24 protein-coding genes, 1 tRNA gene and 1 riboswitch are annotated in these 26,168 nt (G+C 70.4%); of the genes, 12 read left to right on the plus strand and 13 right to left on the minus strand.

Features of this window, described 5'->3' with window-relative positions:
- Positions 1 to 72: 72 nt before the first annotated feature.
- Positions 73 to 699: a nucleotide exchange factor GrpE gene (locus HMPREF2833_RS05815; RefSeq protein ID WP_070636950.1), complete on the minus strand. Its 627-nt coding sequence runs from the start codon at positions 697 to 699 to the stop codon at positions 73 to 75.
- Positions 696 to 2,564 (minus strand): molecular chaperone DnaK, encoded by a 1,869-nt coding sequence (gene dnaK, locus HMPREF2833_RS05820; protein WP_019310000.1) that lies wholly within the window; start codon positions 2,562 to 2,564, stop codon positions 696 to 698. Before dnaK ends, HMPREF2833_RS05815 begins: the two co-directional genes overlap by 4 nt.
- Positions 2,565 to 2,896: 332 nt before the next feature.
- Between dnaK and HMPREF2833_RS05825 the strand changes: the two genes are divergently transcribed.
- The 5 genes from HMPREF2833_RS05825 to HMPREF2833_RS05845 all read left to right on the plus strand — a co-directional run bounded on the left by HMPREF2833_RS05825 (position 2,897) and on the right by HMPREF2833_RS05845 (position 8,314).
- Positions 2,897 to 4,885, plus strand: a complete 1,989-nt coding sequence (locus HMPREF2833_RS05825) for a BCCT family transporter (protein ID WP_070636951.1) — start codon at positions 2,897 to 2,899, stop codon at positions 4,883 to 4,885.
- 506 nt (positions 4,886 to 5,391) lie between these two features.
- On the plus strand, positions 5,392 to 6,264 hold the full coding sequence (locus tag HMPREF2833_RS05830) for a TetR/AcrR family transcriptional regulator (RefSeq protein WP_246829085.1): 873 nt from the start codon (positions 5,392 to 5,394) through the stop codon (positions 6,262 to 6,264).
- 39 nt (positions 6,265 to 6,303) lie between these two features.
- Positions 6,304 to 6,795, plus strand: coding sequence for a low molecular weight protein-tyrosine-phosphatase (locus HMPREF2833_RS05835; RefSeq protein ID WP_070637558.1), 492 nt, complete (start codon positions 6,304 to 6,306; stop codon positions 6,793 to 6,795).
- Positions 6,792 to 7,418, plus strand: a complete 627-nt coding sequence (locus HMPREF2833_RS05840; protein WP_070636953.1) for a uridine kinase family protein — start codon at positions 6,792 to 6,794, stop codon at positions 7,416 to 7,418. The genes HMPREF2833_RS05835 and HMPREF2833_RS05840 overlap by 4 nt, the downstream gene beginning before the upstream one ends.
- The gene (locus HMPREF2833_RS05845) at positions 7,415 to 8,314 is read left to right on the plus strand and encodes an aminotransferase class IV (protein WP_070636954.1); all 900 of its coding nucleotides are present in this window, start codon (positions 7,415 to 7,417) and stop codon (positions 8,312 to 8,314) included. Before HMPREF2833_RS05840 ends, HMPREF2833_RS05845 begins: the two co-directional genes overlap by 4 nt.
- Before the next feature lie 96 nt (positions 8,315 to 8,410).
- Here HMPREF2833_RS05845 and HMPREF2833_RS05850 read toward each other — a convergent pair whose 3' ends face one another.
- The 10 genes from HMPREF2833_RS05850 to HMPREF2833_RS05895 all read right to left on the minus strand — a co-directional run bounded on the left by HMPREF2833_RS05850 (position 8,411) and on the right by HMPREF2833_RS05895 (position 18,685).
- Positions 8,411 to 9,214, minus strand: a complete 804-nt coding sequence (locus HMPREF2833_RS05850; protein WP_070636955.1) for an energy-coupling factor transporter transmembrane component T family protein — start codon at positions 9,212 to 9,214, stop codon at positions 8,411 to 8,413.
- On the minus strand, positions 9,211 to 10,809 hold the full coding sequence (locus HMPREF2833_RS05855) for an ABC transporter ATP-binding protein (protein WP_070636956.1): 1,599 nt from the start codon (positions 10,807 to 10,809) through the stop codon (positions 9,211 to 9,213). Before HMPREF2833_RS05855 ends, HMPREF2833_RS05850 begins: the two co-directional genes overlap by 4 nt.
- Complete coding sequence (locus tag HMPREF2833_RS05860) at positions 10,806 to 11,429, minus strand: ECF transporter S component (protein WP_019309991.1); 624 nt, start codon at positions 11,427 to 11,429, stop codon at positions 10,806 to 10,808. Before HMPREF2833_RS05860 ends, HMPREF2833_RS05855 begins: the two co-directional genes overlap by 4 nt.
- Positions 11,430 to 11,485: 56 nt before the next feature.
- Positions 11,486 to 11,592: riboswitch (TPP riboswitch) on the minus strand.
- A 163-nt stretch (positions 11,593 to 11,755) separates the two neighbouring features.
- Positions 11,756 to 12,028: a DUF4235 domain-containing protein gene (locus HMPREF2833_RS05865; protein ID WP_070636957.1), complete on the minus strand. Its 273-nt coding sequence runs from the start codon at positions 12,026 to 12,028 to the stop codon at positions 11,756 to 11,758.
- 129 nt (positions 12,029 to 12,157) lie between these two features.
- Positions 12,158 to 12,523, minus strand: a complete 366-nt coding sequence (gene mnhG, locus HMPREF2833_RS05870) for a monovalent cation/H(+) antiporter subunit G (RefSeq protein ID WP_070636958.1) — start codon at positions 12,521 to 12,523, stop codon at positions 12,158 to 12,160.
- Positions 12,520 to 12,789: an MrpF/PhaF family protein gene (locus HMPREF2833_RS05875; RefSeq protein ID WP_019309988.1), complete on the minus strand. Its 270-nt coding sequence runs from the start codon at positions 12,787 to 12,789 to the stop codon at positions 12,520 to 12,522. Before HMPREF2833_RS05875 ends, mnhG begins: the two co-directional genes overlap by 4 nt.
- The gene (locus HMPREF2833_RS05880) at positions 12,786 to 13,433 is read right to left on the minus strand and encodes a Na+/H+ antiporter subunit E (RefSeq protein WP_019309987.1); all 648 of its coding nucleotides are present in this window, start codon (positions 13,431 to 13,433) and stop codon (positions 12,786 to 12,788) included. Before HMPREF2833_RS05880 ends, HMPREF2833_RS05875 begins: the two co-directional genes overlap by 4 nt.
- Positions 13,430 to 15,067 carry a Na+/H+ antiporter subunit D gene (locus HMPREF2833_RS05885; protein ID WP_070636959.1) on the minus strand — a complete coding sequence of 546 codons (1,638 nt, stop codon included), beginning with the start codon at positions 15,065 to 15,067 and terminating at the stop codon, positions 13,430 to 13,432. Before HMPREF2833_RS05885 ends, HMPREF2833_RS05880 begins: the two co-directional genes overlap by 4 nt.
- Positions 15,057 to 15,587: a Na(+)/H(+) antiporter subunit C gene (locus HMPREF2833_RS05890; protein WP_019309985.1), complete on the minus strand. Its 531-nt coding sequence runs from the start codon at positions 15,585 to 15,587 to the stop codon at positions 15,057 to 15,059. The genes HMPREF2833_RS05885 and HMPREF2833_RS05890 overlap by 11 nt, the downstream gene beginning before the upstream one ends.
- Positions 15,584 to 18,685 (minus strand): Na+/H+ antiporter subunit A, encoded by a 3,102-nt coding sequence (locus HMPREF2833_RS05895; RefSeq protein WP_070636960.1) that lies wholly within the window; start codon positions 18,683 to 18,685, stop codon positions 15,584 to 15,586. Before HMPREF2833_RS05895 ends, HMPREF2833_RS05890 begins: the two co-directional genes overlap by 4 nt.
- A gap of 218 nt (positions 18,686 to 18,903) precedes the next feature.
- Between HMPREF2833_RS05895 and HMPREF2833_RS05900 the strand changes: the two genes are divergently transcribed.
- Positions 18,904 to 20,325, plus strand: a complete 1,422-nt coding sequence (locus tag HMPREF2833_RS05900; protein ID WP_070636961.1) for an MFS transporter — start codon at positions 18,904 to 18,906, stop codon at positions 20,323 to 20,325.
- Between the two features lie 4 nt (positions 20,326 to 20,329).
- On the opposite strand, the gene dcd is transcribed toward HMPREF2833_RS05900, so the two are convergent.
- Entirely contained in the window at positions 20,330 to 20,908 is a 579-nt protein-coding gene (dcd, locus tag HMPREF2833_RS05905; protein ID WP_019309982.1) for a dCTP deaminase, read from the minus strand.
- A 266-nt stretch (positions 20,909 to 21,174) separates the two neighbouring features.
- On the opposite strand from dcd, the gene HMPREF2833_RS05910 reads away from it, so the two are divergent.
- The 6 genes from HMPREF2833_RS05910 to HMPREF2833_RS05935 all read left to right on the plus strand — a co-directional run bounded on the left by HMPREF2833_RS05910 (position 21,175) and on the right by HMPREF2833_RS05935 (position 26,163).
- Positions 21,175 to 21,245, plus strand: a tRNA-Gly gene (locus tag HMPREF2833_RS05910).
- Between the two features lie 123 nt (positions 21,246 to 21,368).
- A complete protein-coding gene (panD, locus tag HMPREF2833_RS05915; protein ID WP_019309981.1) occupies positions 21,369 to 21,821 on the plus strand; it encodes an aspartate 1-decarboxylase in 453 nt (150 codons plus the stop codon).
- Between the two features lie 169 nt (positions 21,822 to 21,990).
- On the plus strand, positions 21,991 to 22,911 hold the full coding sequence (locus HMPREF2833_RS05920; protein ID WP_029603193.1) for an AEC family transporter: 921 nt from the start codon (positions 21,991 to 21,993) through the stop codon (positions 22,909 to 22,911).
- 127 nt (positions 22,912 to 23,038) lie between these two features.
- Positions 23,039 to 24,355: an extracellular solute-binding protein gene (locus HMPREF2833_RS05925; RefSeq protein WP_019309979.1), complete on the plus strand. Its 1,317-nt coding sequence runs from the start codon at positions 23,039 to 23,041 to the stop codon at positions 24,353 to 24,355.
- Complete coding sequence (locus HMPREF2833_RS05930) at positions 24,352 to 25,320, plus strand: carbohydrate ABC transporter permease (protein ID WP_019309978.1); 969 nt, start codon at positions 24,352 to 24,354, stop codon at positions 25,318 to 25,320. Before HMPREF2833_RS05925 ends, HMPREF2833_RS05930 begins: the two co-directional genes overlap by 4 nt.
- A 6-nt stretch (positions 25,321 to 25,326) precedes the next feature.
- Complete coding sequence (locus HMPREF2833_RS05935) at positions 25,327 to 26,163, plus strand: carbohydrate ABC transporter permease (RefSeq protein ID WP_019309977.1); 837 nt, start codon at positions 25,327 to 25,329, stop codon at positions 26,161 to 26,163.
- Positions 26,164 to 26,168 lie beyond the last annotated feature (5 nt).

Here is a 26,168-nt window from a genome sequence, read left to right on the forward strand (position 1 = left end):
CTGTGAGGTCTTCCGTGGTGTGACTCGGGGCGGGTCCCGTCATGTGGACCCGCCCCGAGGAGTTGCTGCGCCCTACGGCTGCGCCGCGACGGCCACCTGGGCCGCGCGGACCACCTTGGCACCGACCTTGAAGCCCGACCGCAGCACCATGGACACGTGGTCCGGCTCCACCTCGTCGGTGGGCTGCTGCATCACGGCCTCGTGGACGGTGGGGTCGAAGCTCTCCCCCACCTCGCCGATGCGGGTGAGCCCCTTCTTGCCCAGGGCGTCCTCGAGCTTGGTGGCGATCGCCGCGAACGGGCCGTCCTCGAGGTCGCCCGCCTTGCGGGCGGCGTCGATGTCGTCCAGCACCGGCAGCAGCGCGGAGACCAGCTCGCCCGAGACGAAGTCCCGCAGCTGGTCCTTCTCCCGCACCGTGCGGTTCTTGTAGTTCACGAACTCCGCCTGCAGGCGCCGCAGGTCCTCGAGCCGCTCGTCCGCGAGCCGCTGGGCCTCGGAGTCGCCCTCCGCGGCGGCGTCGCCGGTCGACGACGCCGCGTCCGCGGACTCCGCGTCCTGGGACTGGGGGGTGTCGAGGATGTCGTCCACGGTGAGCCCCCCGTCCTGGGATGCGTCCTGCTGGTGCTGAGCGGGCTGCTCCGGATCCTCCGGCACGGACTGGCCGTGGCCCTCGGTGTTCTCGGAATCGCTCATGCTCACTTCTTCCCGTCGTTGTCGTCGTCCACGACCTCGGCGTCGACGATGTCGTCGTCCGATGCCTGGGCGCCCTCGGCACCGGCGGCGCCGGCCTCGGCGCCCGCGGCACCCTCGGCCTGGGACTGGGCGTACAGGGCCTCGCCGATCTTGGTCTGCGAGGTCTGCAGCTTCTCGAACGCGGTCTTCACGGCGTCGTCGTCATCGCCCTCGAGCGCGGCCTTGACGGCGTCCACGTCCGCCTGGACCTCGGTCTTGACGTCCTCGGGGATGGCGCCCTCGTCGTCCTTGATCAGCTTCTCCACCGAGTACGCGGTCTGCTCCGCGTTGTTGCGGCGGTCCGCGGCCTCGCGGCGCTGCTTGTCGGCGTCCGCGTTCGCCTCGGCGTCCTTGACCATGCGGTCGATGTCCTCCTTGGACAGCGAGGTGCCGCCCGTGATGGTCATCGACTGCTCCTTGCCCGTGCCCTTGTCCTTGGCGGACACGTGCACGATGCCGTTGGCGTCGATGTCGAAGGTGACCTCGATCTGCGGCATGCCGCGCGGGGCCGGCGCGATGCCGGTCAGCTCGAACGTGCCCAGGTTCTTGTTGTCCCGGGTGAACTCGCGCTCACCCTGGAAGACCTGGATGGACACGGACGGCTGGTTGTCCTCCGCCGTGGTGAAGGTCTCGGAACGCTTGGTGGGGATGGCCGTGTTGCGCTCGATGAGCTTGGTCATCACGCCGCCCTTGGTCTCGATGCCCAGCGACAGCGGGGTCACGTCGATCAGCAGCACGTCCTTGCGGTCGCCCTTGAGCACACCGGCCTGGATGGCGGCACCGATGGCCACGACCTCGTCCGGGTTCACGCCCTTGTTGGGAGCCTTGCCGGCCATCTCCGTGACCTTCTCGGCCACGGCGGGCATGCGGGTGGACCCACCCACGAGCACCACGTGGTCGATGTCGGAGACGTTGATCCCGGCCTCGGTGATGACGTCCTTGAACGGCTTTTCCGTGCGGGCCAGCAGGTCCTTGGTGAGGTCCTCGAACTTGGCGCGGGAGAGCTTCTCGTCCAGGTGCACCGGACCCTCGGGGGTCACGGACAGGTACTGCAGGGAGATGGTGGTGGAGGTGGCCGAGGAGAGCTCCTTCTTGGCCTGCTCCGCGGACTCCTTCAGGCGCTGCAGGGCGATCTTGTCCTTGGACAGGTCCGCACCGGTCTTGGACTTCACCTGCTCCAGCAGCCAGTCCACGATCCGCTGGTCCCAGTCGTCGCCGCCGAGGCGGTTGTCGCCGGCGGTGGCGCGGACCTGGATGGTGGAGAAGTCGTCCTCGTCCTTGCCGACCTCCAGCAGGGAGACGTCGAAGGTGCCGCCACCCAGGTCGAAGACCAGGATGAGCTCGTCCTCCTTGCCCTTCTCCAGGCCGTAGGCCAGGGCCGCGGCGGTGGGCTCGTTGACGATGCGCAGCACGTTCATGCCCGCGACCTCGCCAGCCTCCTTGGTGGCCTGGCGCTCGGCGTCGTTGAAGTACGCGGGGACGGTGATCACGGCGTCCGTGACCTTGTCACCCAGGTAGGACTCCGCGTCCGCCTTGAGCTTCATGAGCGTGCGGGCCGAGATCTCCTGCGGGGTGTACTTCTTGCCGTCGATCTCAGTGGTCCAGTCGGTGCCCATGTGGCGCTTCACGGAGGCCACGGTGCGGTCCACGTTGGTCACGGCCTGGCGCTTGGCCACGTCACCCACGAGGGTCTCGCCGTCCTTGGAGAATGCGACGACGGACGGGGTGGTGCGCGCACCCTCGGCGTTGGCGATGACGACGGGCTCGCCGCCCTCCAGCACTGCGACCACGGAGTTGGTGGTGCCGAGGTCGATTCCTACTGCACGAGACATTCTCTGTCCTTTCGTTGGTGCGGGGCGGTCCGGGGCTCCCCGTGGGGCTCCGATCCGGACCGTCAATCCTTGAGCTTTCGAGACTCAAGTTTACTCATTGAGTCGATGGTGTCAACCTAAGTTGAGTGCTGGTCACTCAACTCCGCGCGGCCCGCGGGCTTGCGGCGCCCCGCGGGTGAGTTAGGGCGCCTACCGATTCGGCGTTACAATCGTGAGTTTGTACGCCCAGGGCGAAACACCGCCCGTTCCCGGGCGCGCGCCCACCACGTCCACGGGAGACCACACACCTTCACGACATTCCACACTCCCCCGCCGCAGTCAGGAGAACTGTCTTGAGCACGCCACCGCATTCCCCGGAATCGGAACCGCAGCAACCACCCGCCCACCACGGCTCCTCCACCGGATCCACGACCCGCAGCAGGTCGCGGCAGATCTTCGACGAGCTGACGTACCCCCACGGCATCCACCCGGCACTGGTTCCGGGCGTGGGTGTGGAGGACCGCAAGGTGCGGTTCTCCACGGACAAGGCGGTGTTCATCATCACCGCCCTGCTGATCGTGGGATTCATCGCCTGGGGTGTGCTGGGGACCGAGAGCCTCTCCACCGTCTCCTCGACCGCGCTGGCCTGGGTCACGGAGAACACGGGGTGGTTCTTCATCCTGCTCTCCACCGCGGCCGTGTTCTTCATGCTGTTCATCGGATTCACCCGCACCGGGCGCATCAAGCTCGGCCGTGACGACGAGGAGCCCGAGTACTCCTTCTTCTCCTGGCTCGCCATGCTCTTCGCCGCCGGGATGGGCATCGGGCTCATGTTCTACGGGGCCTTCGAGCCCATGAGCTACTTCGAGGGCGGGATCCCCGGGTTCTCCCACGTGGCCGAGGCCGGTGAGGAGTCCATGGCGGTCTACGCCCTCGTGCAGTCCGCCTTCCACTGGGCACTGAACCCGTGGGCCATCTACGCCGTGGTCGGCGTCTCCGTGGCCTACGGCGCATACCGCCGCGGCCGCGCGCCCCTGATCTCCCGCGTGTTCACCGCCCTGCTCGGACACAAGCGCGTGGACGGGCCCCTGGGCAAGCTCATCGACGTGTTCGCCATCTTCGCCACCCTGTTCGGCACAGCTGCCTCTCTGGGCGTGGGCGCCATGCAGATCGGCTCCGGCATCACGATCGTGGGCGGGATCGGCGAGCTGGGCAACAACGCCCTGATCGTGATCATCGCGGTGCTGTCCGTGGGCTTCATCATCTCGGCCGTCTCGGGCGTCTCCCGCGGCATCCGCTACCTCTCGAACATCAACCTGACGCTCGCGTTCGTCCTCGCGCTGTTCGTGTTCTTCGTGGGCCCCACCGTCTACCTGCTGACGCTGATCCCCTCCACCTTCTCCACGTACCTGCAGGAGTTCCTGTTCATGACAGGCCAGTCCGCGGCGTGGGGTCCCGAGAGCGCAGAGTTCTCGAACACCTGGACCGTCTACTACTGGGCCTGGTGGCTCTCCTGGTCCCCGTTCGTGGGCATGTTCATCGCGAAGATCTCCCGCGGGCGCTCCATCCGCCAGTTCGTGACCGTGGTCCTCGTGGTTCCCGCCTCCGTGTGCGTGCTGTGGTTCATCGTCTTCGGCGGATCGGCCATGTACTTCGCCAAGAACGGCGCGGACCTCTCCGTGGAGGACGGCGCGGAGTCCATGCTGTTCGGCCTCTTCGACCAGCTGCCGCTGACCGGGGTCACGTCCGTGCTCGCCATGGTCGTGATCGGCATCTTCTTCATCACCAGCGCGGACTCCGCCTCCGTGGTCATGGGCACCATGACCCAGCGCGGGCGCCCCGAGCCCAGCAAGTGGATCGTGGTCTTCTGGGGCGTGTGCCTCTCCGGCATCGCCATCGTGATGCTGCTGGTGGGCGGCGACGACGCCCTGGCTGGGATGCAGAACCTGGTGATCGTCTCCGCGCTGCCGTTCGCGTTCATCCTGGCGTTCATGATGGTGGCGCTCTACCGCGACCTGCGCAACGATCCCGCCACCCTGCGCACGCGCTTCGCGCTGTCCGCGGTGGAGAAGGCCGTGTCCACGGGCCTGGCCGAGCACGGCGACAACTTCGCGCTGCAGGTGGAGCACGCCGAGGGCCACCGTGCCGCCGGCGACTCCTTCGACTCGCACGATCCGGCCATCACCGAGTGGTACCGCCAGACGGACGAGAACGGGGACGAGACGGACTTCCAGTACAAGTCCCGCTGGGTCTCCTCCGCGGTGGACGACATCGTGGATCAGACGCCCCAGGGCGAGGCCCCCTGGGACCAGACCACCCCCCACAACGCCAACCAGAAGTAGTGCGGGGGCGGTGACGCCCTCCTGAGAAGCACCGACCAACGGGGTGCACGTCCACGGACGTGCACCCCGTTGCTCGTGGGCGCGCGGAACCCGTCAGCGCTCCTCCGTCTGCCGGGAGTCCGGCGTGCGCAGACCCACGGCGGCCACCACCAGCACCGCGAGCAGCGCGAACGAGATCTGCTGCGCGTGCACGAGCGCGAGGACGGTGTCGGGGTCCCACGCTCCGGTGGGGCAGGCGTTGAGGTCCCGCTGATCACGGGAACGGCCACACTGAGGATGGAGTTGTCCACCATCTCCACGAGCTGGGTGAGGCACAGGCCCAGCAGTGCGGGCCACGCGGCACGCAGGCTCTGGGGCGCGGTGGCGGCGCGGTGCCGCGCGCCGCCGTCGACGAGTCGGGTTGTGACAGGCCCCGCCAGGGAAGTCGAGCATGTTCGTCAATCGAATTAGGTTCGAGAATGGAACAATGTTTGATTCCACGCAACCCCCTGCGTACCCTGACCCTCATGGCAACCCCCCACGGACCCGCAGCAGAGCCCTCCCCCGACCCGCACGCACGAGTGCCGCCGCGGGAGACGCAGGATGGCAGCCCCGGTCCGCGGACTCGCGGCGCGAGTGCCAGGGCGGGCGGGCGGCGTCGTGCGAGCCTGTCCGTGGAGTCGATCGTGGACACCGCGATCGCCATGCTGGACCGGGACGGCGCCGCGCGCCTGACCCTGCGGGGACTGGCCGCCGAGCTCAGCAGCGGCGTGGCGAGCCTCTACTGGTACGCCTCGGGCAAGGACGAGCTCATGGCCATGGTCGCGGACGAGGTGCTGGGCCGCGCGCTCGCGCAATTCGAGACGCTGCGGGCGGCGGGGCAGAGCGCACCCGAGCAGTTTGCGCAGCTGCGGGCCCCGGAACCGGACCCCCGCACGAGCGCCCGCACCCGGGAAGCCCTCGTGGACCTGCGTCGGCTCTGCCTGTGCCTGTTCGCCCAGATGCTGGAGCACCTCTGGCTCGCGGAGCAGCTGGTGCACGCGGGCCCGGACGAGGAGAACGCCCTGCGCACGTGGGAGTGCACCGGGCAGATCCTGCAGCGCATGGAGCTGAGCACCTCGCAGCAGTTCCACGCCTCCATGGCCGTGAGCAACTACGCCTCCGGGATGGGCGCGGAGATCTCCCAGCGCCAGGCCCAGCGCCACGAGCAGGACGCCGAGCAGATGTTCCGCGAGCAGCTCGAGCGCTGGGACCACGCGAGCGCGCAGGACTTCCCGTTCCTGCACTCGGTGCTGGGCGAGTTCCGCCGCCACGACGACCGCGCCGAGTACGCGGCGGGTCTCGACCTGCTGCTCTCGGGCATCGAGCGCCAGACGTGGGCGGGACGCCCGGCACGGTGACGCACTCGCCGCCGACGGATTTTTCGTACAGTGGTGGCCATGATCGAAATCGTCACGGTGTGCACCGGCAACATCTGCCGCTCCCCCATGGCCGAGGCTCTGCTTCGCCGTGAGATCGAGCGCGCCGGGCTCGGTGACGCCGTCACCGTGGGCTCCGCCGGCGTGAGCGACGAGGAGCACGGCAACCCCGTGGACCCCCGCGCCGACGCCGTCCTCGCGGACAACGGGCTGGAGCTGCCGGAGCACAGCGCGCACCGCGTCACGGACCGCGAGCTCGCGGAGGCGGATCTGCTGCTCGCCATGACCGCCGAGCACGCCCGCAGGCTGCGTCAGCGGCTGCCCGAGGGCCACCCGGACACCGTGCGCCTGCTGCGCAGCTTCGACCCGGCCGTGGACCCCGAGCACACGGACCTGGACATTGCCGACCCCTGGTACGGCGGATCCGAGGACTTCGACACCGCGTGGGAGCAGATCAGCGCGGCCGTGCCCGGCGTGGTCTCGTGGCTGGGCGAACGGGTGTCCGCCTCGTGATCGCCCCCGACGAGGTGTTCCAGCCGGAGGAGATCGAGAACTTCCCGGACGGGGTCAACCTGGCGCGGCTGCTCCCGGCGGCCACGCGCAGACCCTGCCTGGTGGGCATCGACGGGCGTTCCGGGGCGGGCAAAACCACGCTCACGGACCAGCTCGCGGCCGTGCTGCGCCGCTCGCACGACGTCGTGGTCTTCCGTCTGGAGGACCTCTATCCCGGGTGGGACGGCCTGCTGGAGGGCATGGCCGCGTACCGCACGGAGATCCTCGAGCCCCTGCGCCACGGCCAGGACGCGCACTGGACGGCGTGGGACTGGCTGACGAGTGAGCCGGGCACCCCGCGGCTCACCCGCACCGCCGAGATCGTCCTGCTGGAGGGCGTGGGCGCGTGCCACCGCGAGGCCCGGATGCTCCTGGACACGTCCGTGTGGGTGGAGCTGCCCACCTCCCAGCGGCGACGGCGCGCCCTGGAGCGTGACGGCGCAGCCTACGAGGGCCACTGGGACCAGTGGGCCGCCCAGGAGGAGGAGTACCTCGCGGAGGATCCCGTGTGGGAGTGCGCGGACATCATCCACCCCGGCCCGTCCTCGGGGGAGCCCGGCCCGGAGGATCGGGACCCCTCATGACCTCACGCGGCGGCGCGGCCGTGATGATCTCGCCCGCGGGTGAACCGCGGCTCGTGGACCCTGAGCGTCCGCACGTGGTCCTCGAGGACCAGGCACTGACCCGCGGGGACGGCGTGTTCGAGACGATGCACGTTCTGGACGGGAACGCCTACAAGTTCGCCGCCCACCACGATCGGCTGTGCTCCTCAGCGCGCAGCGCCGCACTGCCCGCTCCCTCCGCCGCCACCTGCCGCACCGCTCTGCGCATGGCGCTCGACGCCGCCGGGCCCGGTTCCCGGGACGAGCTCCTGGACCTCGGGGCGGAGCACGCGGTGAAGCTCAGCATCTCTCGGGGCGTCCCGGGCGGAGCACCCTGGGCATGGCTCACCGCCTCCCCGGTTCCCGCCGCCACGTTCGCGGCACGCCGCGACGGGTTGCGCGTCCTGCTGCTGGAACGCGGTCACGACCCCGCCGAGGACGCCGACCTGCCGTGGCTGCTGCCCGGTGTGAAGACCCTCTCCTACGCCGTGAACATGGCCGCGGTGCGCTACGCACGGGAGAACGGCGCGCAGGACGCCGTGTTCATGACGTCCTCCGACCACCGCATCCTGGAGGGTGCCACGTCCTCGGTGATCTGCGCTCGCACCGCCCCCGGCGTCCCGCCCACCCTCGTCACGCCCGAACCGTCCCGCGGGATCCTTCCCGGGACCTCCCAGGCGCGGATCTTCGAGACTGCCCGCGCCCACGGCTGGGCGGCGGAGCACCGTCCCCTGTACCCACGGGACCTGCTGCGAGCGGATGCCGTGTGGTTGACGTCCTCGGTCCGCCTGGCCGTCCCCGTGACCGCCGTGGACGGGCACCCGGTGCCCACGGACCCGGAGCTCACGCGCGCGCTCACCGGCTTCCTGGTGGGTTGAGCCGCCCCGTGGCACCGCCCGGCGCAAGTGCGCACTTCCCACCACTGGCCGCCTCCGGTGCGCAGAGAGCCGGCACGCCGGGCGGCGTCGGCGGCCTCACTGCCAGATGAAGCGGTGTGTGCCCAGCGCCAGGGAGACCACCAGGGCACCCACCGCGGTGAGCACCACGGCGGTGCCCACGAGAACGTCCACGCGGCTGCAGTGCAGACTCCGCGCCCACGTGCGCGGCCCGGCGCCGAAGCCACGCGCCTCCATGGTCATGGCCAGGCGCGTGGCCCGGCGCAGGGACTGGACGAGCAGGGCGAACGCCTGACCGCCGAACTCCTGCGCAGCCCCCACCGGGCCGCTCCGGCCCCCCGCGCCGCGTGCCCGGCGGGCGGATGCGAGCACGCTCCACTCGGTGACCATGACCTCTACCAGCCGCATGGCCGCGAGCGCCGCGAGCACGAACCGCGCCGGCAGTCTGAGGGTCTGGGCGAGCCCGTCCGCGAGATCCGTGGGGTCGGTGGTCAGCAGCACGGTGATCCCGGGCAGGGCGATCGCAAGTCCGCGCAGGGCGATCGCGCCGCCCGCGGCCAGGGACCCGGTGGTGATCGTGAGCCAGCCGACCTCCACGAGGCCCGTGCCGCCCGCGGGCGAGAGCATCGCGGTGCCCCAGCCGCTGATCAGCGCGGCCACCGCGAGGGGCCACAGCAGCCGCAGGAGCCGCCACGGGCCGAGCCCCACCCCCGCGAGGAGCACGAGCTGCCCCGCGAGGGCCACGGCGTTGGTCACGGGGTCCGCGCTCACCACGATCACGAGCGTGATCAACAGGGCCCCCAGCAGCTTGACCACCGGGTTGGCGCGGGACAGCAGCCCCGTGCGGGGACCGAACATGGACGGCGCCACGGGCGTGCTCATGAGCCGAGCCTCACGTCCTGCGCCTCCAGCGCCGCCACGAGGTCGCGGTCGTGGGTCACGGCGACCACCGCCGTGCCCCGGTCCATCTCCGCCACGAGCAGGTCCACGAGCTCCCTCCAGGTCTGGGCGTCCTGGCCGAACGTGGGTTCGTCCAGGATCAGCACGCGCGGGGCCGCCGCGAGCACGGTGGCCACCGACAGCCGGCGCTTCTGACCACCGGAGAGCGTGAAGGGGTTGGTGTCCGCGAGGTCCTCGAGGCGCAGGCGACGCAGCAGGTCCTCCACCCGGGCGGCGTCGTGCTCCGGCAGCTCGTCCTTCGAGGCTCCGGCGCGGCGCAGCAGCTGACGCGGTCCGAACTCGAGCTCGGCGCGCACGGTGGGACGCAGGAACTGGTGCTCGGGGTGCTGGAAGACCGTGCCCACGCGCGGGATCAGCTCCCCGCCGTCCCACAGCGAGGGGTCCTGCGGCGCGCCGTCCGCGAGCGCCGCGGAGGCCCGCACCGTGCCGCGCACGGGCACGAGCAGACCCGCCAGCGTCAGCGCCAGGGTGGACTTGCCCGCCCCGTTCACGCCGGTCACGGCGAGCGCACGGCCCGCGCGGACGTCCAGGCTGATGCCCTCGGCGGCCACGGGCGCGTCCCAGCCGTCCAGGGGGTCCGCAGCCGCGTCCGTGCCGTGCCGCCAGGCCTTCCGGGCACGACGCCGCCTGCGGGCGATCTCGCGCCGCGTCGGCTGCACGCGGGAGACGGCGAGGTTCCGGGCGCTCAGCAGCACCTCCCCGGCGTCCGGGCCGCGGGTGTCCGCCGGGGCGGGTGCGCGCGTGGTCGGAACCCAGCCGGGCACCCACGTGCCCTGCTCCTGGAGCAGGTGGCGGGCGTCGTGGAGGGTCTCGCGCGTGGGACCGTCGAAGGCCACCCGGCCGTGCTCGTCCAGCACGATGACCCGGTCCACCACGGGTTCCCACAGGGCCACCCGGTGCTCCACGACCACGAGCGTGATGCCGTCCCGCGACACCGCCTCGGAGACGGCCCGGCACAGCTGCTCCGCGCCCTCCTGGTCCACGCTCGCGGTGGGCTCGTCCAGCAGCAGCAGCCGAGGCCGCATGGCCATGACGCCCGCGAGCGCGAGACGCTGCTTCTGCCCGCCGGACAGGGCCGTGGTGGAGTGCGCGAGGGGCAGCGTCAGCCCCACCCGCGCGAGCGCCTCGTCCACGCGGGGCCAGATCTGCTCGGGGGGCACCGAGATGTTCTCCAGCCCGAACGCGACGTCGTCCCCCACGCGGGAGAGGATCACCTGGGTCTCGGGGTCCTGGTGCATGAAGCCCACGGCCCCTCGCGCCTCCCGTGGGTCCACGCCGTCCACGCTCAGCCCGCCGGAGCGGGACTGCCCGTCCGGATCCTGTTCCACCCCCGCGAGGGCCTGCAGCAGCGTGGACTTCCCGGCGCCGGACGGCCCCAGCAGCAGCACGCGCTCCCCGGGTTCGACCACGGCGGTGACGTCACGCAGGCTCGGATCCTGACGGCCGGGGTAGTGCCACCCGAACCGCTCCAGCCGCACGGCCGCGCCGGTGGGCGCAGACCCCGCCGGTTCCGTCATCGACGGCGCGTGGCGCCGGAGGCCAGGGCCCCCAGCACCCCGGTGGCCTGCAGTGCACGCACCACGAGCCACATCAGGGCACCGGCGATCACCGCACCGGAGAGGGTGGTGAGGGCGGCGTAGACGACCTTCTGGTCCAGCGCCCACTCGTAGTTGTACATGATGTCCTCGCTCACCCCGAGGAAGAGTCCCGAGAGCGCACCGGCCGCGGTGGCCACGGCCAGGCCGAAGCGGCGGTAGCGCGTCAGGAGGAACACGAGCTCCACTCCGAGACCCTGGACGAGACCGGAGATCACCACGGTCCACCCGAAGTGGGTTCCCAGGAAGCCCTCCAGCACCGCCGCGAGCAGCTCGCAGAACAGGGCCGCGCCGGGCTTGCGGATGATGAGCGCGCCCAGGGTGCCCGCCACGAGCCAGCCGCCCGAGATCAGCCCCGCCGAGGGCGGATACGCCACCGCGGCCGTGGACACCACGGGGTACAGCAGGTTGGACCACATCCAGAAGATCACCGCGCACGCCGCGGCGAGGACCGCCGCCACCACGATGTCCACGACCCGCCAGGACTGCGTGCGGGCGGTACCCCGTGCGGTTCCGGTGGGGGTGCTGCTGAGCTGTGTCATGAGAACTCCTCCTGAAGGTTCCAGGAGGGGAAGAGCCCCCGCGCACCGCGGACGGGCTCTTGAGATGCTCGACTCCCTAGCGCCGGTATGAACCGGATCAGGTTCGAGGGTCTGCGCTCGCGCGCACTCTCAGCGCCTCGGTGGCGCTCCCCTGTCGTTGAGCCATCAGTCTAGACCACCACGGCGGTCGGCCGGGGTGCTCGAGGCGCCCCGGCCGACCGCCGTGGTGCGAGGTGCGCGCCGCACCCCGGTGCCGCGCACTCCCGCCGCGAGGACGCGTCCAGTGACGCGTGGCCCTCACCGGCGGGCGTGCGCGGGAGCAGGACTCAGATCTCGGTCTGCGAGGACTTCGTGGAGTCGTTGTCGTCGGACTGCATCTTGGACACCTGGCGGGCGATGCCCACCTTGATGACCGTGCCCACCACACCGGTGATCATGGCCCAGATGATGATGTCGCGCCAGGCCTCGTCCTCGTCCGGGTTCTTGGCGGGGGGCTCGTTGCCCGTGACCTGCTTCCACGCCACGGTCAGAGCCTTGTTGGCCACGGCCACGCCGCCCAGGGAGGCCACCGTGCCGAAAATGTCCATCGCCTTGTTCATGGGATTCTCCTCGGTTTTCGAAAGTGCCGCCGGCGCGTGGTGGCCGGCGGCGTCGTGCTCCCACCCCAGCATACGAACCCGTGAGCCGGGGTGGCGCCACCTGCCCGGGTGGCACCACCGCGTGTGTCGTCAGTCGGGACGGTCCTCGCCGGCGCGGGCCACCACGTCACGCAGCTCGTCCGTCACGAGGTTCTCCTCGTGCAGGTGCTTGGAACGGTAGGCCGCACGGCCCACCATGTGCGCGGAGACCGGGACCGTGAGCAGCTGGAAGATCCACGCGAGGACCAGCAGGGGGATCATCCGGGGCTCCCCGCTGGCGAACGCGAGGGCGGTGAGCAGCAGGAGCAGCCCGAAGACCTGGGGCTTGGTGCCCGCGTGCATGCGGGAGAGCAGATCGGGGAAGCGCACGAGACCCACCGCGGCCGCGAGCGACATGAACGTCCCCGCGACCAGGCACACCACTGCTGCCACGTCCGTCACCGTGTGCCAGTTCATGAGCGGTCCAGCCCCACGTTGCGCGCCACCGTGACGGATCCCAGGAACCCTACGAGGGAGACGATCACGAGCAGCACCAGGTTGTCCGTGTGGCGGTGGTACACCATCTCCACGGCCAGCGCGGCGCCCACGATGGCCAGGAGGACGTCCGTGGCGATCACCCGGTCCAGCAGGGACGGTCCCTTGGCCAGGCGGTAGATGGTGCCCGCGGCCGCGAGCGCGAGGATCGCACCGCACACCCACACGGCGACGTCGAACAGGGTCATGACCGTTCCTCTCCGGGCCCGCTCCCGGCCTCGTCCATGTCTTCGGTGGGGGACTCGACGGCGCCCGTGGCCTCCGTGCGGTCGGGGTCCCCCTTGACCGGCAGCAGCGCCAGGTCCTCCCGCGAGCCCATGATGCGGATCCAGGCGGCCTCGGTGTCCAGCACCGAGCGCCGGAACGCCTCGGCCTGCTCCGGCGTGGCGATGTCCAGGACGTGGAAGTAGAGGATCCCGTTCCCCCGGTCCACCTCGACCACCAGTGACCCGGGGATCAGCGCCATGGTGTGCCCCACGGCGGTCATCAGCAGATCGTTGTTCTGACGCAGCGGCACCCGCAGCACGGCGTTGTGCACGCGCGGTCCCTGCACCAGCGCCACTCGGAACACGTGGATGCTCGCCTTGGCCACCTGCCACACGAACGTGACCACGAACAGCACGAAGTGCACCACGTTGAAGCGCCCGGACAGCCGGACCGGGGGCAGCACCAGGGTGCGCGTGACCAGCAGGGCCAGCAGCAGCCCGAAGACCAGGTTGCCGGGGCTCCAGTCCCCCCACAGCGCTCCCCACACCACCACGAGCCACAGGATCAGCGGCAGCTCGGCCCGCAGGGAGTTGCGGGCCTGGCGACGGACGGCGGATGTGCTCATGGTGCCTCCTCGCTCACGCCGCCCTCGCCCACGGGGGCCAGCACGGCGTCGACGTAGCGGTCCGGGTGCACCTGGTTGTCCGCGGCGCTGCCCGCGAGGTCGAAGAGCGGGCCCGCGAAGACCGTGAGCGCCACCCCCACCACCACGAGTGCGGTGGTGGCCCCCACCATGGTCCGGGGCAGCAGCACCACCTCGGAGCTGCCGGCCAGCACGCTGCCCGGGTTGCCGGTCACCACGCGCGAGCTGTGCGGGTGGTGTCCCTGGGCCGTGGTGGCCCGCAGCACGGGATCCGGGTACTCGGCGTCCTCCACGCGGCGCAGGAACACGCGGTTCCACACGCGGATCAGCGCCAGCAGCGTGAGCAGCGAGACGAGCACGGACACGCCCACCAGCAGGTAGTCCAGCCAGGTGCCGCTCGCGATGCCCGCCTCGAGCAGCCCCACCTTGCCCAGGAAGCCGGAGAACGGAGGGATCCCGCCCAGGTTCAGCGCGGGGATCAGGTACAGCACTCCCAGCAGCGGGGAGATCCGCAGCATTCCCGCGAGCCGGTCCACGTTGGTGGACCCGCCGCGGCGCTCGATCAGCCCCGCCACCAGGAACAGGCTGGTCTGGATGACGATGTGGTGGGCGATGTAGTAGACCACGGCCGCCAGAGCCTGAGGCGTGCCCACGGCAATCCCGAAGATCATGTAGCCGATGTGGCTGATGAGCGTGAAGGACAGCATGCGCTTGATGTCGATCTGGGCCAGCGCACCCAGGATGCCCACGAGCATGGTCAGCAGAGCCACCCACATCAGCAGCCCGTTGATCTGCCGGTCCGGGAACAGCAGGGTCTCGGTGCGGATGATCGAGTAGACACCCACCTTGGTCAGCAGCCCCGCGAACACGGCCGTCACCGGCGCGGAGGCGGTGGGGTAGGAGTCGGGGAGCCAGAAGGACAGCGGGAACACCGCGGCCTTGACCCCGAACGCGATCAGCAGCATGAGGTGCAGCTGCAGCTGCGTGCCCTGCGGGAGGTCCGCGAGCTTCACGGAGAGGTCCGCCATGTTCACGGTGCCGGTGGCGCCGTAGATCATCCCCAGGGTGATGAGGAACAGGATCGAGGAGATCACGGAGACCACCACGTAGGTCACGCCCGCCCGGATGCGCTGCGCGGTCCCTCCCATGGTGAGCAGCACGTAGGAGGCCGTCAGGAGGATCTCGAAGCCCACGTAGAGGTTGAACAGGTCCCCCGCCAGGAACGCGTTGGAGACACCGGCCACGAGCAGCAGGAACGTGGGGTAGAAGATCGAGATGGGACCCTCGTCGTCCCCGCCGGCCACGCCCTCGCTCACCGCGTAGACGAGCACCGCGAGGGACACGACCACCGACACCACGAGCATGAGCGCGGAGAGCTGGTCGACCACCATGACGATCCCGTACGGGGCCGCCCAGCCACCCAGGTGCACGGCCTGGGGGCCCTGGTTCCACACGTCCGCGAGCATGACGGCATCCAGGACCAGCGTCAGTGCCATGGCTCCCACGGTCACGGTGCGCTGGAGCCTGTTGCGGTGCACGATCACGAAGTTCAGAGCCGCACCGAGGAACGGGATGAGCACCGCGAGCGGTGCCAGCTGCGCCAGGTCAGTGCTCATGCGGATCCCTCCTGTCCGTGCGCAGCTGCGTCTCGACCCTGTGGTGGCCCGGTGACTCCGAGGCCTCCTCGGCGTTGTGGCGCGAGGGCGTGAAGGGGGCGTCCGGGGTGGCGAACTCCGAGGCGTCCTGCGGGATGGCGTCGTCGTCCTCGGCGTCGTACGAGGACTGCTGCGCCACGCGGCGGTCCTCGAGGTCGTCCTGGATCTCGTCCCGGCGGGCCAGGATCCAGGAGCGCCAGATCATGGACAGCAGGAAGGCCGTGGTGGCCAGGGAGATCACGATGGACGTCAGCACGAGGGCCTGGGGCAGCGGGTCCGAGTACTCGGAGGGGTCCAGGGACGAGTCGTAGAGCGGTGCCACGCCCGGCACCCCACTGGTGTGCAGGATCAGCAGGTTCGCGCCGTTGGTCAGCAGCATGAGGCCCAGCAGCACGCGCGTGAGGGAACGCTCCAGGAGCAAGTACACCCCCACGGAGAACAGCACGCCCATCACCACGAGCAGAGTCAGGTTCACGGTCACGGCCGCACCTCCGAGGTCTCGTCCCCCGAGACCATGGAGCCCTCGGGGGCGTCCGGGTCCTCGGAGCGGGTGGCGGTCATCACGGGCCCGTTGCGGGTCAGGCGGATGCGGGAGCCCCGGCCCGTGCGCTTGCGGTCGTCCTCGACCGCCGAGCGCTCGATGCGCTCGTCGATCCGCCCGCCCAGCGAGCGCAGGATGTCGAGCACCAGGCCCACCACGATCAGGTACACGCCCACGTCGAAGATCAGCGCGGTCACGAACTTCACGTGCCCGAACAGCGGCAGGTCCCACTCGAACGTGTAGCTCTCCATGACCGCCCCGCCGAGGAACAGGGGCGACAGGGCGTACAGGGAGGCCAGTGCGAGCCCTGCTCCGAGCATCCACCCGGCGTTGACGGGCGTGGCCCGCTCGAGCTCGTACCGGCCGCCGGCCAGGTAGCGCAGCGTCAGGGCCAGGGAGGCCATGAGCCCTCCGGCGAACCCGCCGCCGGGATCGTTGTGCCCCGCGAGCAGGAGGTAGAGGGAGACCAGCATGAACGTGTGGAACAGCAACCGCGCCACGACCTCGAAGATGATCGAGCGCCGCTCGGGGGCGAGCGTGCGTCCGGCCAGCAGGAACGGGTCCGCGTCCGGACGGGACGAGAAGCGCCGGGCCACCTCGATCTCCTGGGTCCTGGCCTGTGTGGAGTGGGCCGCGGAGTCGGCGCCGCGCAACGCCTGCAGCCGCCGGGTGTCCAGCTGGTGGCGCTCGCTGCGCAGCCGGTCGCCACGGCCCTTCACGAAGATCAGGGAGGCAATCCCGGTGGCGGCCACGGTGAGCACGGAGATCTCCCCCATGGTGTCCCACGCCCGGATGTCCACGAGGATCACGTTCACCACGTTCTCGCCGTGGCCCAGCTCGTATGCCATGGATGGCATGTCCAGGGAGATCCGCTCCGCGGTGCGGGAGGACATCGAGAAGGCGGCGAGCGCCATCATGAAGAGGCCGAAGACCACCGCGAAGACCGCGCGGAAGACCCGGTGCCCGGCCTTGCGCCGGTTCCACAGCGGGCCGGGCAGCGAGCGCAGCGCCAGCACGAAGGCCACCAGGGAGATCGTCTCCACGAGCATCTGGGTGAGCGCGAGGTCCGGGGCGCCGTGCAGCGCGAAGAGCAGGGCCAGCCCGTAGCCCGTGACGGAGACCAGCAGCACCGCCAGGAACCGCTTGCCCGCGGTGAGCACGAGCAGCGCGGCCACGACCATGGCGATCCCGGTGGCCAGCTGCGCCGGGGAGTCCGTCACGCGGAAGCCCGCGAGGGGTGGGGTCTCGAACCAGAACAGGGCCACGAGCGGCACCACCACGGCCGTCACGAGGATCACGGACAGGTAGAACATGAGCGAACCACGCTGGGTGCGCCCGGTCAGCCACACCGCCACGATGTCCAGCACGTTGATGATCCAGCGGTACACGTAGTCGCCCGAGGGCAGCGCGGGGAGCCGCCGCTGGAGGCGGGACACCGGCCTGCGCGCCCTGTGCAGCAGCAGCCCGGCCACGATGATGAACGCGGAGAAGCCCAGCGCCGGGGTCAGCCCGTGCCACAGCTCGAGGTGCACGTGGGACTCGTCCGCGTGGGGGAACAGCTCCTGGTACGGCGCTATCCCGGCTTCCAGGGGCGCGGGGAACAGGCCGAGCACCACGGTGGCTCCGGCGAGGGCCATGGGCGCCATGAGGAAGGCCCACGAGGCCGGCGTGAAGTCGCTGATGACCGACTGGCCGTCGGGGGCGGCGTCGAGATCCGAGAAGGACGCGGACTTGCGGGCGAAGCCGCCCCACAGGAAGCGGGCGCTGTACGCGACCGTGAGCACGGACCCGACCACGGCGCAGACCAGGGCCACCGCCCCGGCGAGTTCGGAGACGTCACCCCAGAACGCGGTGAGCACGGCTTCCTTGGCCACGAATCCCAGCAGTGGCGGAATCCCCGCCATGGAGGCCGCACCGATCACGGACACCGTGAACAGCTTGGGGGCCATGCGGCCCACGCCCGAGAGCCGGCGGATGTCACGGGTCCCGGCCTGGTGGTCGATCACACCCACGGCGAGGAACAGGGTGGCCTTGAACAGGCCGTGGGCCATGACCATGCCCATGCCCGCCATGGCCGTGTCCGCGGTGCCGAAGGACACCACCGCCGTGATGAACCCGAGCTGGCTCACGGTGCCGTAGGCCAGGATGAGCTTGAGGTCGTACTGCCGCAGCGCCACCCAGCCGCCGAAGATCATGGTGCCGAGCCCCAGGGTCAGCGTGAGCGGGAGCCAGTACTGCGTCTGTGCGAACCCGGGGGCGAGCCGGGCCACGAGGTAGATGCCCGCCTTCACCATGGCCGCGGCGTGGAGGTAGGCGGAGACCGGGGTGGGCGCGGCCATGGCGGCGGGCAGCCAGAAGTGCGTGGGGAACAGCGCGGACTTGGTCACCACGCCCGCGAGCACCAGCACCACGGCGACGTCCACCGTGGTGGAGCCCAGCATCTCCGGGGCGGCCGCGAGCACGCCGGAGATCCGGAACGTCCCGGCCTCGGTCCCCAGCATGATGAGCCCCACGAGCATGGCCAGCCCACCCGCCGTGGTGATCACGAGGGCCTGCAGCGCGGCACGCCGTGCGGCCAGCTTGGTCCGGGAGTAGGAGATGAGGAGGAAGGAGAGTACCGAGGTGATCTCCCAGAAGACGAACAGCACCATGAGGTCGTCCGCCGTGACCAGACCGAACATGGCCCCGGCGAACGCCACGAGCTGCGCCGCGAACGAGCCGATGTCCCGTGCATCCGCCTTGAAGTAGCGCGCGCAGTACGCGAGCACCAGGGTTCCCACACCGAGCACCAGCAGGCACATCATGTAGGCCAGGGCGTCCATGCGGAACGAGAGGGTGATCCCCAGCTGGGGGATCCACTCCAGGGTGGTGGACCAGCCGTGCTCGGGGCCGTAGACGCGCGAGGTCTGGGACACCAGCCACACGAGGCCCGCCAGGGGGGCGAGGGCCACCACGTAGAAACCGGAGCGCCCGGTGCGCTTGAGGATCGCGGGTGCGAACAGTGCCATGACTCCGTGGAGCAGCAGCACCGGGATCATGGGGTCCCACCTTTCGTGCCGCTGTTGGAGCACACCGGTTCCCAGGAAAGGCGCAGCAGGCACGCAGGGGAAGCGGGGAGTGTTGTCGAGATCCCATCGTAACAAAGGCGGTGGTTGACGTGTCCCCGACCCGGCCCCGGTGAACTCCCGGCAACATCTCCTCCCCCGCCCCCTCCGGCTGCGGGCCGTGACGCGCGCCGCACCGTAGGGTGAGCCGCATGACCGCTGAGCGCACGAGCACGGCCCCGCACGGCCCCACCGACCCCGTCGACGCCGCGGCGGGAGGTTCCCGCGCGAGGGTGCTGATGTGGTGCCTCTGGGACACGGGCACCTCCGCCTACAACTCCGTGATGCTCACGTTCGTGTTCACGGTGTACCTCACGAGCTCGGCCTTCGGCACCCCCGAGCACACCTCCACCGTGCTGAGCATCGGCATGACGGTGGCGGGATTCGCGATCGCGCTCACCGCCCCGATCGTGGGCCAGCGCAGCGACACCGCCCGCTCCCGCGCCTCGTTCCTCACGTGGAACACCGTGGTGCTCGTGGCCTGCACCGCGCTGGCCTTCTTCGCCCGGCCGGAGCCCTCCTACCTGTTCCTCGGTGTGGCGCTCGTGGCCGCGGGCAGCGTGGCCCAGGAGTTCGCCACCGTGGGGTACAACTCGATGCTCCCCGCCCTGGCCGGTCCCGTGCGCATGGGCAAGGTCTCCGGCTGGGGCTGGGGCGCGGGGTACGTGGGCGGGATCTTCGCCCTGGCGTTCGTGCTCTTCGGCTTCGTCACGCCCGGGTTCCTGGGCATCCCCACCGAGGACGCCCTCAACTACCGGGCCGTGGCGCTGTTCAGCGCCGCGTGGATCCTCGTCTTCTGCCTCCCCCTGCTCTTCGCGGCGCGCTCCATGCCGTTCCGCGCATACGACGGCGCAGTGCGCGGCCCGTCCCCCGCCGCGACCCCCACGCTCGGCGGTCTCGCCGTGCCCGACGCCGCCCCCTCGCCCGAGCCGCGGCACCGGCGCGGGATCCTGGGGGCCTACCGGGAGCTCTTCGCCACGATCGCCGGGCTCTGGCGGGTCTCGCGGGGCACCGTGCTCTTCCTGCTCTCCTCCGCCGTCTACCGGGACGGACTGGCCGGGGTCTTCACGTTCGGTGGTGTGCTTGCAGCCGGCTCCTTCGGCTTCTCGCTCACCGAGGTCATCGTGTTCGCGGTGGCCGCCAACCTCATTGCCGCGCTCGGCGCGTTCGTGGGCGGCTCGCTCGACGACGCCCTGGGCCCCCGCAGGGTCATCGTCGGTTCGCTCGTGGGGGTCATGGCGGCCGGGATCGCGCTGCTGTTCTGGCACGGCAAGCCCGCGTTCTGGGTGTGCGGACTGGCACTGTGCCTGTTCGTGGGACCGGCCCAGGCGGCGTCGCGCACGTACCTGGGGCGGCTCATCCCCCCGGGGCGCGACGGGGAGATCTACGGGCTCTACGCCACCACCGGCCGCGCCGTGAGCTTCATGGCCCCGGGGCTGTTCGGCCTGTTCGTGTCCCTGATGGGCGCCCAGATCTACGGGATCCTGGGGATCCTCACGGTCGTGGCCGTGGGTCTGGCCCTGCTGCTGCTGACCCCCAAACCGCCCGAGGGGTTCACGACCACCCGCGTGTGACGCCCTACTCGATGACCGTGCGGTGGAAGTTCACGTGGCTGCGGGACGCCGTGGGGCCGCGCTGACCCTGGTACCGGTTGCCGTACGCGCCGCTGCCGTAGGGGTGCTCGGTGGGAGAGGAGAGCTGGAAGAAGCACAGCTGCCCCACCTTGGAACCCGGCCACAGCTTGATGGGCAGGGTGGCCATGTTGGACAGCTCCAGCGTCACGTGGCCCGAGAACCCGGGGTCGATGAACCCGGCCGTCGAGTGGGTGAGCAGACCCAGGCGCCCGAGCGAGGACTTGCCCTCCAGACGGGCGGCCACGTCCTCCGGCAGCGTGACCTTCTCGTACGTGGCACCCAGCACGAACTCCCCCGGGTGCAGCACGAACGGCTCGTCCGGGGCCACCTCCACCAGACGGGTGAGCTCGGGCTGCTCCTGCTCCGGGTCGATGTGCGCGTACTTGTGGTTGTCGAACAGCCGGAACCAGCGGTCCAGGCGCACATCCACGCTCGCGGGCTGGATCATGGCGGGATCGCAGGGCTCCAGGCGCACGTGTCCCGAGTCCAGGTGGCGGCGGATGTCGCGGTCTGAGATGAGCACAACATCCACGGTAGTCCACGGGCCGTGCTCACGGGTCGCGGACCGCCTCCGGACGCCGGGGCCCACGATCCGCCAGGCGGGCCCCGACGCGGTGACGTCCCGGTGTCGGGGCCCCCGACCGGGGCGGGCGCCGATGCCCTCGGCGTCCGGGGCGGGCGCCGCGGTTCCGCGGGGGCCGGCGGGCGGGGGAACAGCGCCGCGCCCCAACGTGTTGTACAGTGGGGGGCGTTCTGTCCGGGCCGTTCACGAACGGCTCCCAGAGCAGTGCGGCTGTAGCTCAATGGTAGAGCGCACGCTTCCCAAGCCTGATACGCGGGTTCGATTCCCGTCAGCCGCTCCGCACCGATCGGTGAACGCCCCGGGTACCTGCCAAGGTCCCGGGGCATTTCCGTCGGTCCACCGCCCCGCACCCTCCCGGCCCGGGACGCACCGGATCCCACACACCGCACCAGGAGCCACCATGCTGCGCACCATGTTCACCGGCAAGATCCACCGGGCCACCGTGACCCAGGCGGACCTGCACTACGTGGGTTCCGTGACCGTGGACCAGGACCTGCTCGACGCCGCGAACATCCTCCCCGGCGAGCTCGTGGCCATCGTGGACATCACCAACGGCGCCCGGCTCGAGACCTACACGATCGCGGGCGAACGCGGCAGCGGGGTGCTGGGCATCAACGGCGCCGCCGCCCACCTGGTGCACCCGGGCGACCTCGTGATCCTGATCGCCTACGGTCTCATGGACACCGCCGAGGCGCAGGCCTACGAGCCCCACGTGGTGCACGTGGACGAGCACAACAGGATCGTGGCCCTGGGCTCGGACCCCGCGGACGCCGTCGTCGGGGACATGGTGCGCCCACCCCACGCCCTGGACCACGACGCCGCCCGGGAGGACGCCGCCGTCTCCGGCGCCTGATGCGCCCCGCAGGACGGTCCGGTCGACGCCGCGGGGCGGCAGCGGCGTCGCCCTCCCGGAAGGGAGCACCCCGCGCACCCGACCGTCCGTGGTGCGCCCCGTCTCCTGCGGCGCCCCGCCCACGGGCGAGCAGCGCATCCACCGCCCCCGACCCGAGGAGCTGCCGGTCATGACAGGAGTGCTCTCGGGGTTCTTCATCGTGTGGGCCGTGATCGGGCTGGGCTACGGCATCGGGCGCCTGGGCGTGCTCGGCGCGGACGCCCAGCAGGTGCTGTCCCGGCTCGCGTTCTACGTGGGCTCCCCGCCGCTGCTGTTCCTGACGCTGTCCGAGGCGGACGTCCACCGGGTGTTCTCCGCCCCGCTGCTCGTGGCGGCCGGTTCCGCGTGGCTCACGATGCTCGCGTACGGGCTGGTCTCCCGGTTCGTGCTCCGCCGCGATGCCTCCACGGTGGTGATGGGAGCGCAGGCCGCGGGGCAGGTCAACGCCGCGAACCTGGGGATCCCCATCGCCATGTTCGTGCTGGGGGACGCCTCCCAGGTGGCCCCGGTGATGCTGTTCCAGCTGACCCTGAACACCCCCCTGTACCTGACGGTCATGGACACCCTCACGGGCGGGCGGCGGCCCACGGTGTCCTCCGTGCTGCGGAGCATCGTGACCAACCCGCTGATCGTGGGCTCCGCCCTGGGCATCCTCTGCGCGGCCACGGGTCTCACCCTCCCCGACCTGGTCCTGGAGCCCGTGCGGATCGTCGCGGGCGCCGCGGTGCCTGCGATGCTGCTCGCGTTCGGCATCTCCCTGGTGCGCGCCCGCCCCCTGTCCGTCCCCGGCGCGCGCGTGGACACCCTGCTGGCCGCGGGAGCCAAGGTGGTGCTCCACCCGGCGCTGGCCTTCGCCCTCGCGTGGGCGCTGGGTCTCACCGGTCCCGCCCTGTACGCCGCGGTCGTCATGGCCTCCCTCCCCACCGCCCAGAACCTCTACGTGGCCGCGGTGCGCTACGACCGGGCGACCACCGTGTGCCGGGACACCGTCCTGCTCACCACGGTGTCCTCCATGCTCACGATGACGGCGGTGGCAGTTTTTCTCTCGTGACGTCGAGTCACACGTCACACGTGATGCGGGCCACCCGTAGACTGGACGAACGCTGGATCGGCCGCGACACCCGCGCAAGGACGCGCCGCATCGCCCAGCCCATGCGCTCTCCAGGGGAGGAACCACCGTGAAGTCCACTCACCACTCACACAGGGCCGGGAAACCGCGCACCGTCCGCAGCGTTGCGGCCGCCGCGGCCGCGTCCGCCATGCTGCTCACGGGGTGCAGCGGCGGGGAGGCCGGCCCGCCCACGCTCACGTGGTACATCAACCCCGACGACGGCGGACAGGCCGTCATCGCGCAGGACTGCTCCGAGGCCTCCGGAGGGAAGTACACCATCCAAACCTCCCTGCTGCCCCGCGACGCGTCCTCCCAGCGCGAGCAGCTCGCACGCCGCCTGGCCGCCGGCGACACCTCCATGGACATCATGAGCCTGGACCCGCCCTTCGTGCCCGAGCTCGCCGAGCCCGGCTTCCTGGCCAAGCCCCCGCAGGACGTCGTGGAGGCCACCACCAAGGACACCCTTGAGGGTCCGCTGCAGGGCGCCACGTGGAACGACGAGCTCGTGGCCATCCCGTTCTGGGCCAACACCCAGCTGCTGTGGTACCGGGACTCCGTGGCCAAGGCCGCCGGGCTGGACATGTCCAAGCCCGTCACCTGGGACCAGATCATCAAGGCGGCACAGACCCAGGACAAGTACCTGGGCGTGCAGGGCACCCGCGGCGAGTCCATGTCCGTGTGGGTCAACGGACTCGTGGAGTCCGGTGGCGGCCAGATCGTCACGGACGGCGAGGCCGGTCAGGACGCCCAGGTCGACCTGGACTCGGAGGCGGGGCAGAAGGCCGCCGAGATCATCGGGACCATCGGCAAGGAGGGCCTGGGGGGCCCCGGCCTGGCCACCCAGGACGAGAACGCCTCCATGATCCAGTTCCAGGGGGACAAGGGCTCGTTCATGGTCAACTACCCGTTCATCTACTCCGCGTCCAAGGCCGCGGTGGAGGACGGCTCCCTGGAGCAGTCCGTGGTGGACGACATCAAGTGGACCACGTGGCCCCGCGTGGACGCGGACACCCCGTCCGCTCCCCCGCTGGGCGGGATCAACCTCGGCGTGGGCTCGGCGTCCAAGCACCAGGACCTCGCGTGGGACGCGGTGCAGTGCATCGTCTCCACCGAGCACCAGGCGCAGTACTTCGCCACCAACGGCAACCCGCCCTCGTCCGCCAAGGCCTTCGACGACCCCGCGGCCAAGGAGGCGTTCCCCATGGCGGACACCATCCGCACGTCCCTGGACGCTGCCAAGCCGCGCGCCCAGACCCCGTACTACAACGAGATCTCCACCGCGATCCAGCAGCACTGGACCCCGCCCAGCGAGGTGGACGAGAACACCCCTCGTGAGACCACCGCATTCATCGAGGAAGTCCTGAAGGGAGATGCGCTGCTGTGAGCACCACGGTCGATTCGCGCACTCGCGCCACCGGAACCGGGAAGCCGCGCCAGAAGGCGCAGCTCTCGGACCGGGCCCGCTCCGAGCGGAAGCTGGGGTGGCTGCTCGCCGGTCCGGCGTTCGTCATCATGCTCCTGGTCACGCTCTACCCGATCGTGCAGGCGCTGTGGGACTCCCTGTTCTCCTTCCGCCTCACGGCACCGGGTGACAAGGAGTTCGTGGGCCTCAGCAACTACGCCACGGTGTTCTCGGACATCGTGTTCTGGCGGGACCTCGGGGTCACCGTGCTCATCACCGTGGTCACCGTGGTCGTGGAGCTCGTGCTCGGTCTCGCGCTCGCCCTCGTGATGCACAGCGCGGTCAAGGCCACCCGCGGGATCCTGCGCACCGCGATCCTGGTGCCCTACGGCATCATCACCGTGGTCTCCGCATTCGCGTGGTTCTACGCCTTCGACATCACCACCGGCTACGTGAACAACTGGCTCTCGTGGCTGCCCATGATCGGCCCGGACTTCAACTGGTTCGGCTCCGCCGGCCCGGCCCTGGTCGTGATCATGGCCTCGGAGATCTGGAAGACCACGCCGTTCATCTCCCTGCTGCTGCTCTCCGGGCTGGCGCAGGTCCCCGGTGAGCTCACGGAGGCCGCGCGCGTGGACGGCGCCTCCGCGTGGCAGCGCCTGGTGCGGGTGGTCCTGCCGAACATGAAGGCCGCCATCATGGTGGCCGTGGTGTTCCGCGCGCTGGACGCCTTCCGCATCTTCGACAACGTCTTCATCATGACCCAGGGACAGTACGGCACCGAGACGCTCTCGCTGCTCGCGTACCGCACGTCCATCGGTCGTCTGGAAATCGGCCTGGGTTCGGCCATCTCGGTGATCCTGTTCGCGTGCGTGATGCTCATCGCGCTCGTGGCGATCAAGATCTTCAAGGTGGACCTGACCGGTGGCTCTGGGAAGGGGAAGTGACCCGCCATGCTGAGCACTAAACAGAAGATCGGTTGGGCCGTCATCTCCGTGGTGGTGCTGGTCTACGCACTGTTCCCGGTGCTGTCCATCCTGATGACGTCCTTCAAGTCCCCCTCGGACCTGAACTCCGGGAAGTTCCTGCCCACCGAGTTCGTCACCGAGAACTACGAGCAGATCTTCGTGGGCGACGCCAAGGACCTGTTCCTCCCGGCGCTGCGCAACTCGATCGGCATCTCGCTGATCGCCACGTTCATCGCCGTGGTGCTGGCCACGCTGTGCGCCTACGCGATCGCCCGGCTGGACTTCCCGGGCAAGAAGCTCGTGCTGACCACCGCCCTGGTGGTCTCCATGTTCCCGGTCATCTCGATCGTCACGCCGCTGTTCAACCTGTGGCGCCAGGTGGGGCTCTACGACACCTGGCTCGGCCTGATCATCCCCTACCTCTCGCTGACGCTGCCGATCTCCATCTGGACGCTCGCGGCGTACTTCCAGCAGATCCCGTGGGACCTGGAGCGCGCGGCGCAGGTGGACGGTGCCACCACGTGGCAGGCCTTCCGCAAGGTCATCGTGCCGCTGACCCTGCCGGGCGTGTTCACCACCGCCATCATCGCCTTCTTCATCGCGTGGAACGACTTCGTCTACGGCATCGGACTGACCTCCACCTCGGCAGCACGCCCTGTTCCCGCGGCCCTGGCGTTCTTCACGGGTGCGTCCCAGTTCGAGGACCCGGCCGGTGCCATCGCGGCCGCGGCGATCATCGTGACGATCCCCGTGGTGATCCTGGTGCTGGCCTTCCAGCGCCAGATCGTCTCCGGTTTGACCCAGGGCGCCGTCAAGGGCTGAGCCCG

It is taken from the genome of Kocuria sp. HMSC066H03 (assembly GCF_001812045.1).
Taxonomy (GTDB): Bacteria; Actinomycetota; Actinomycetes; order Actinomycetales; family Micrococcaceae; genus Kocuria; species Kocuria rhizophila.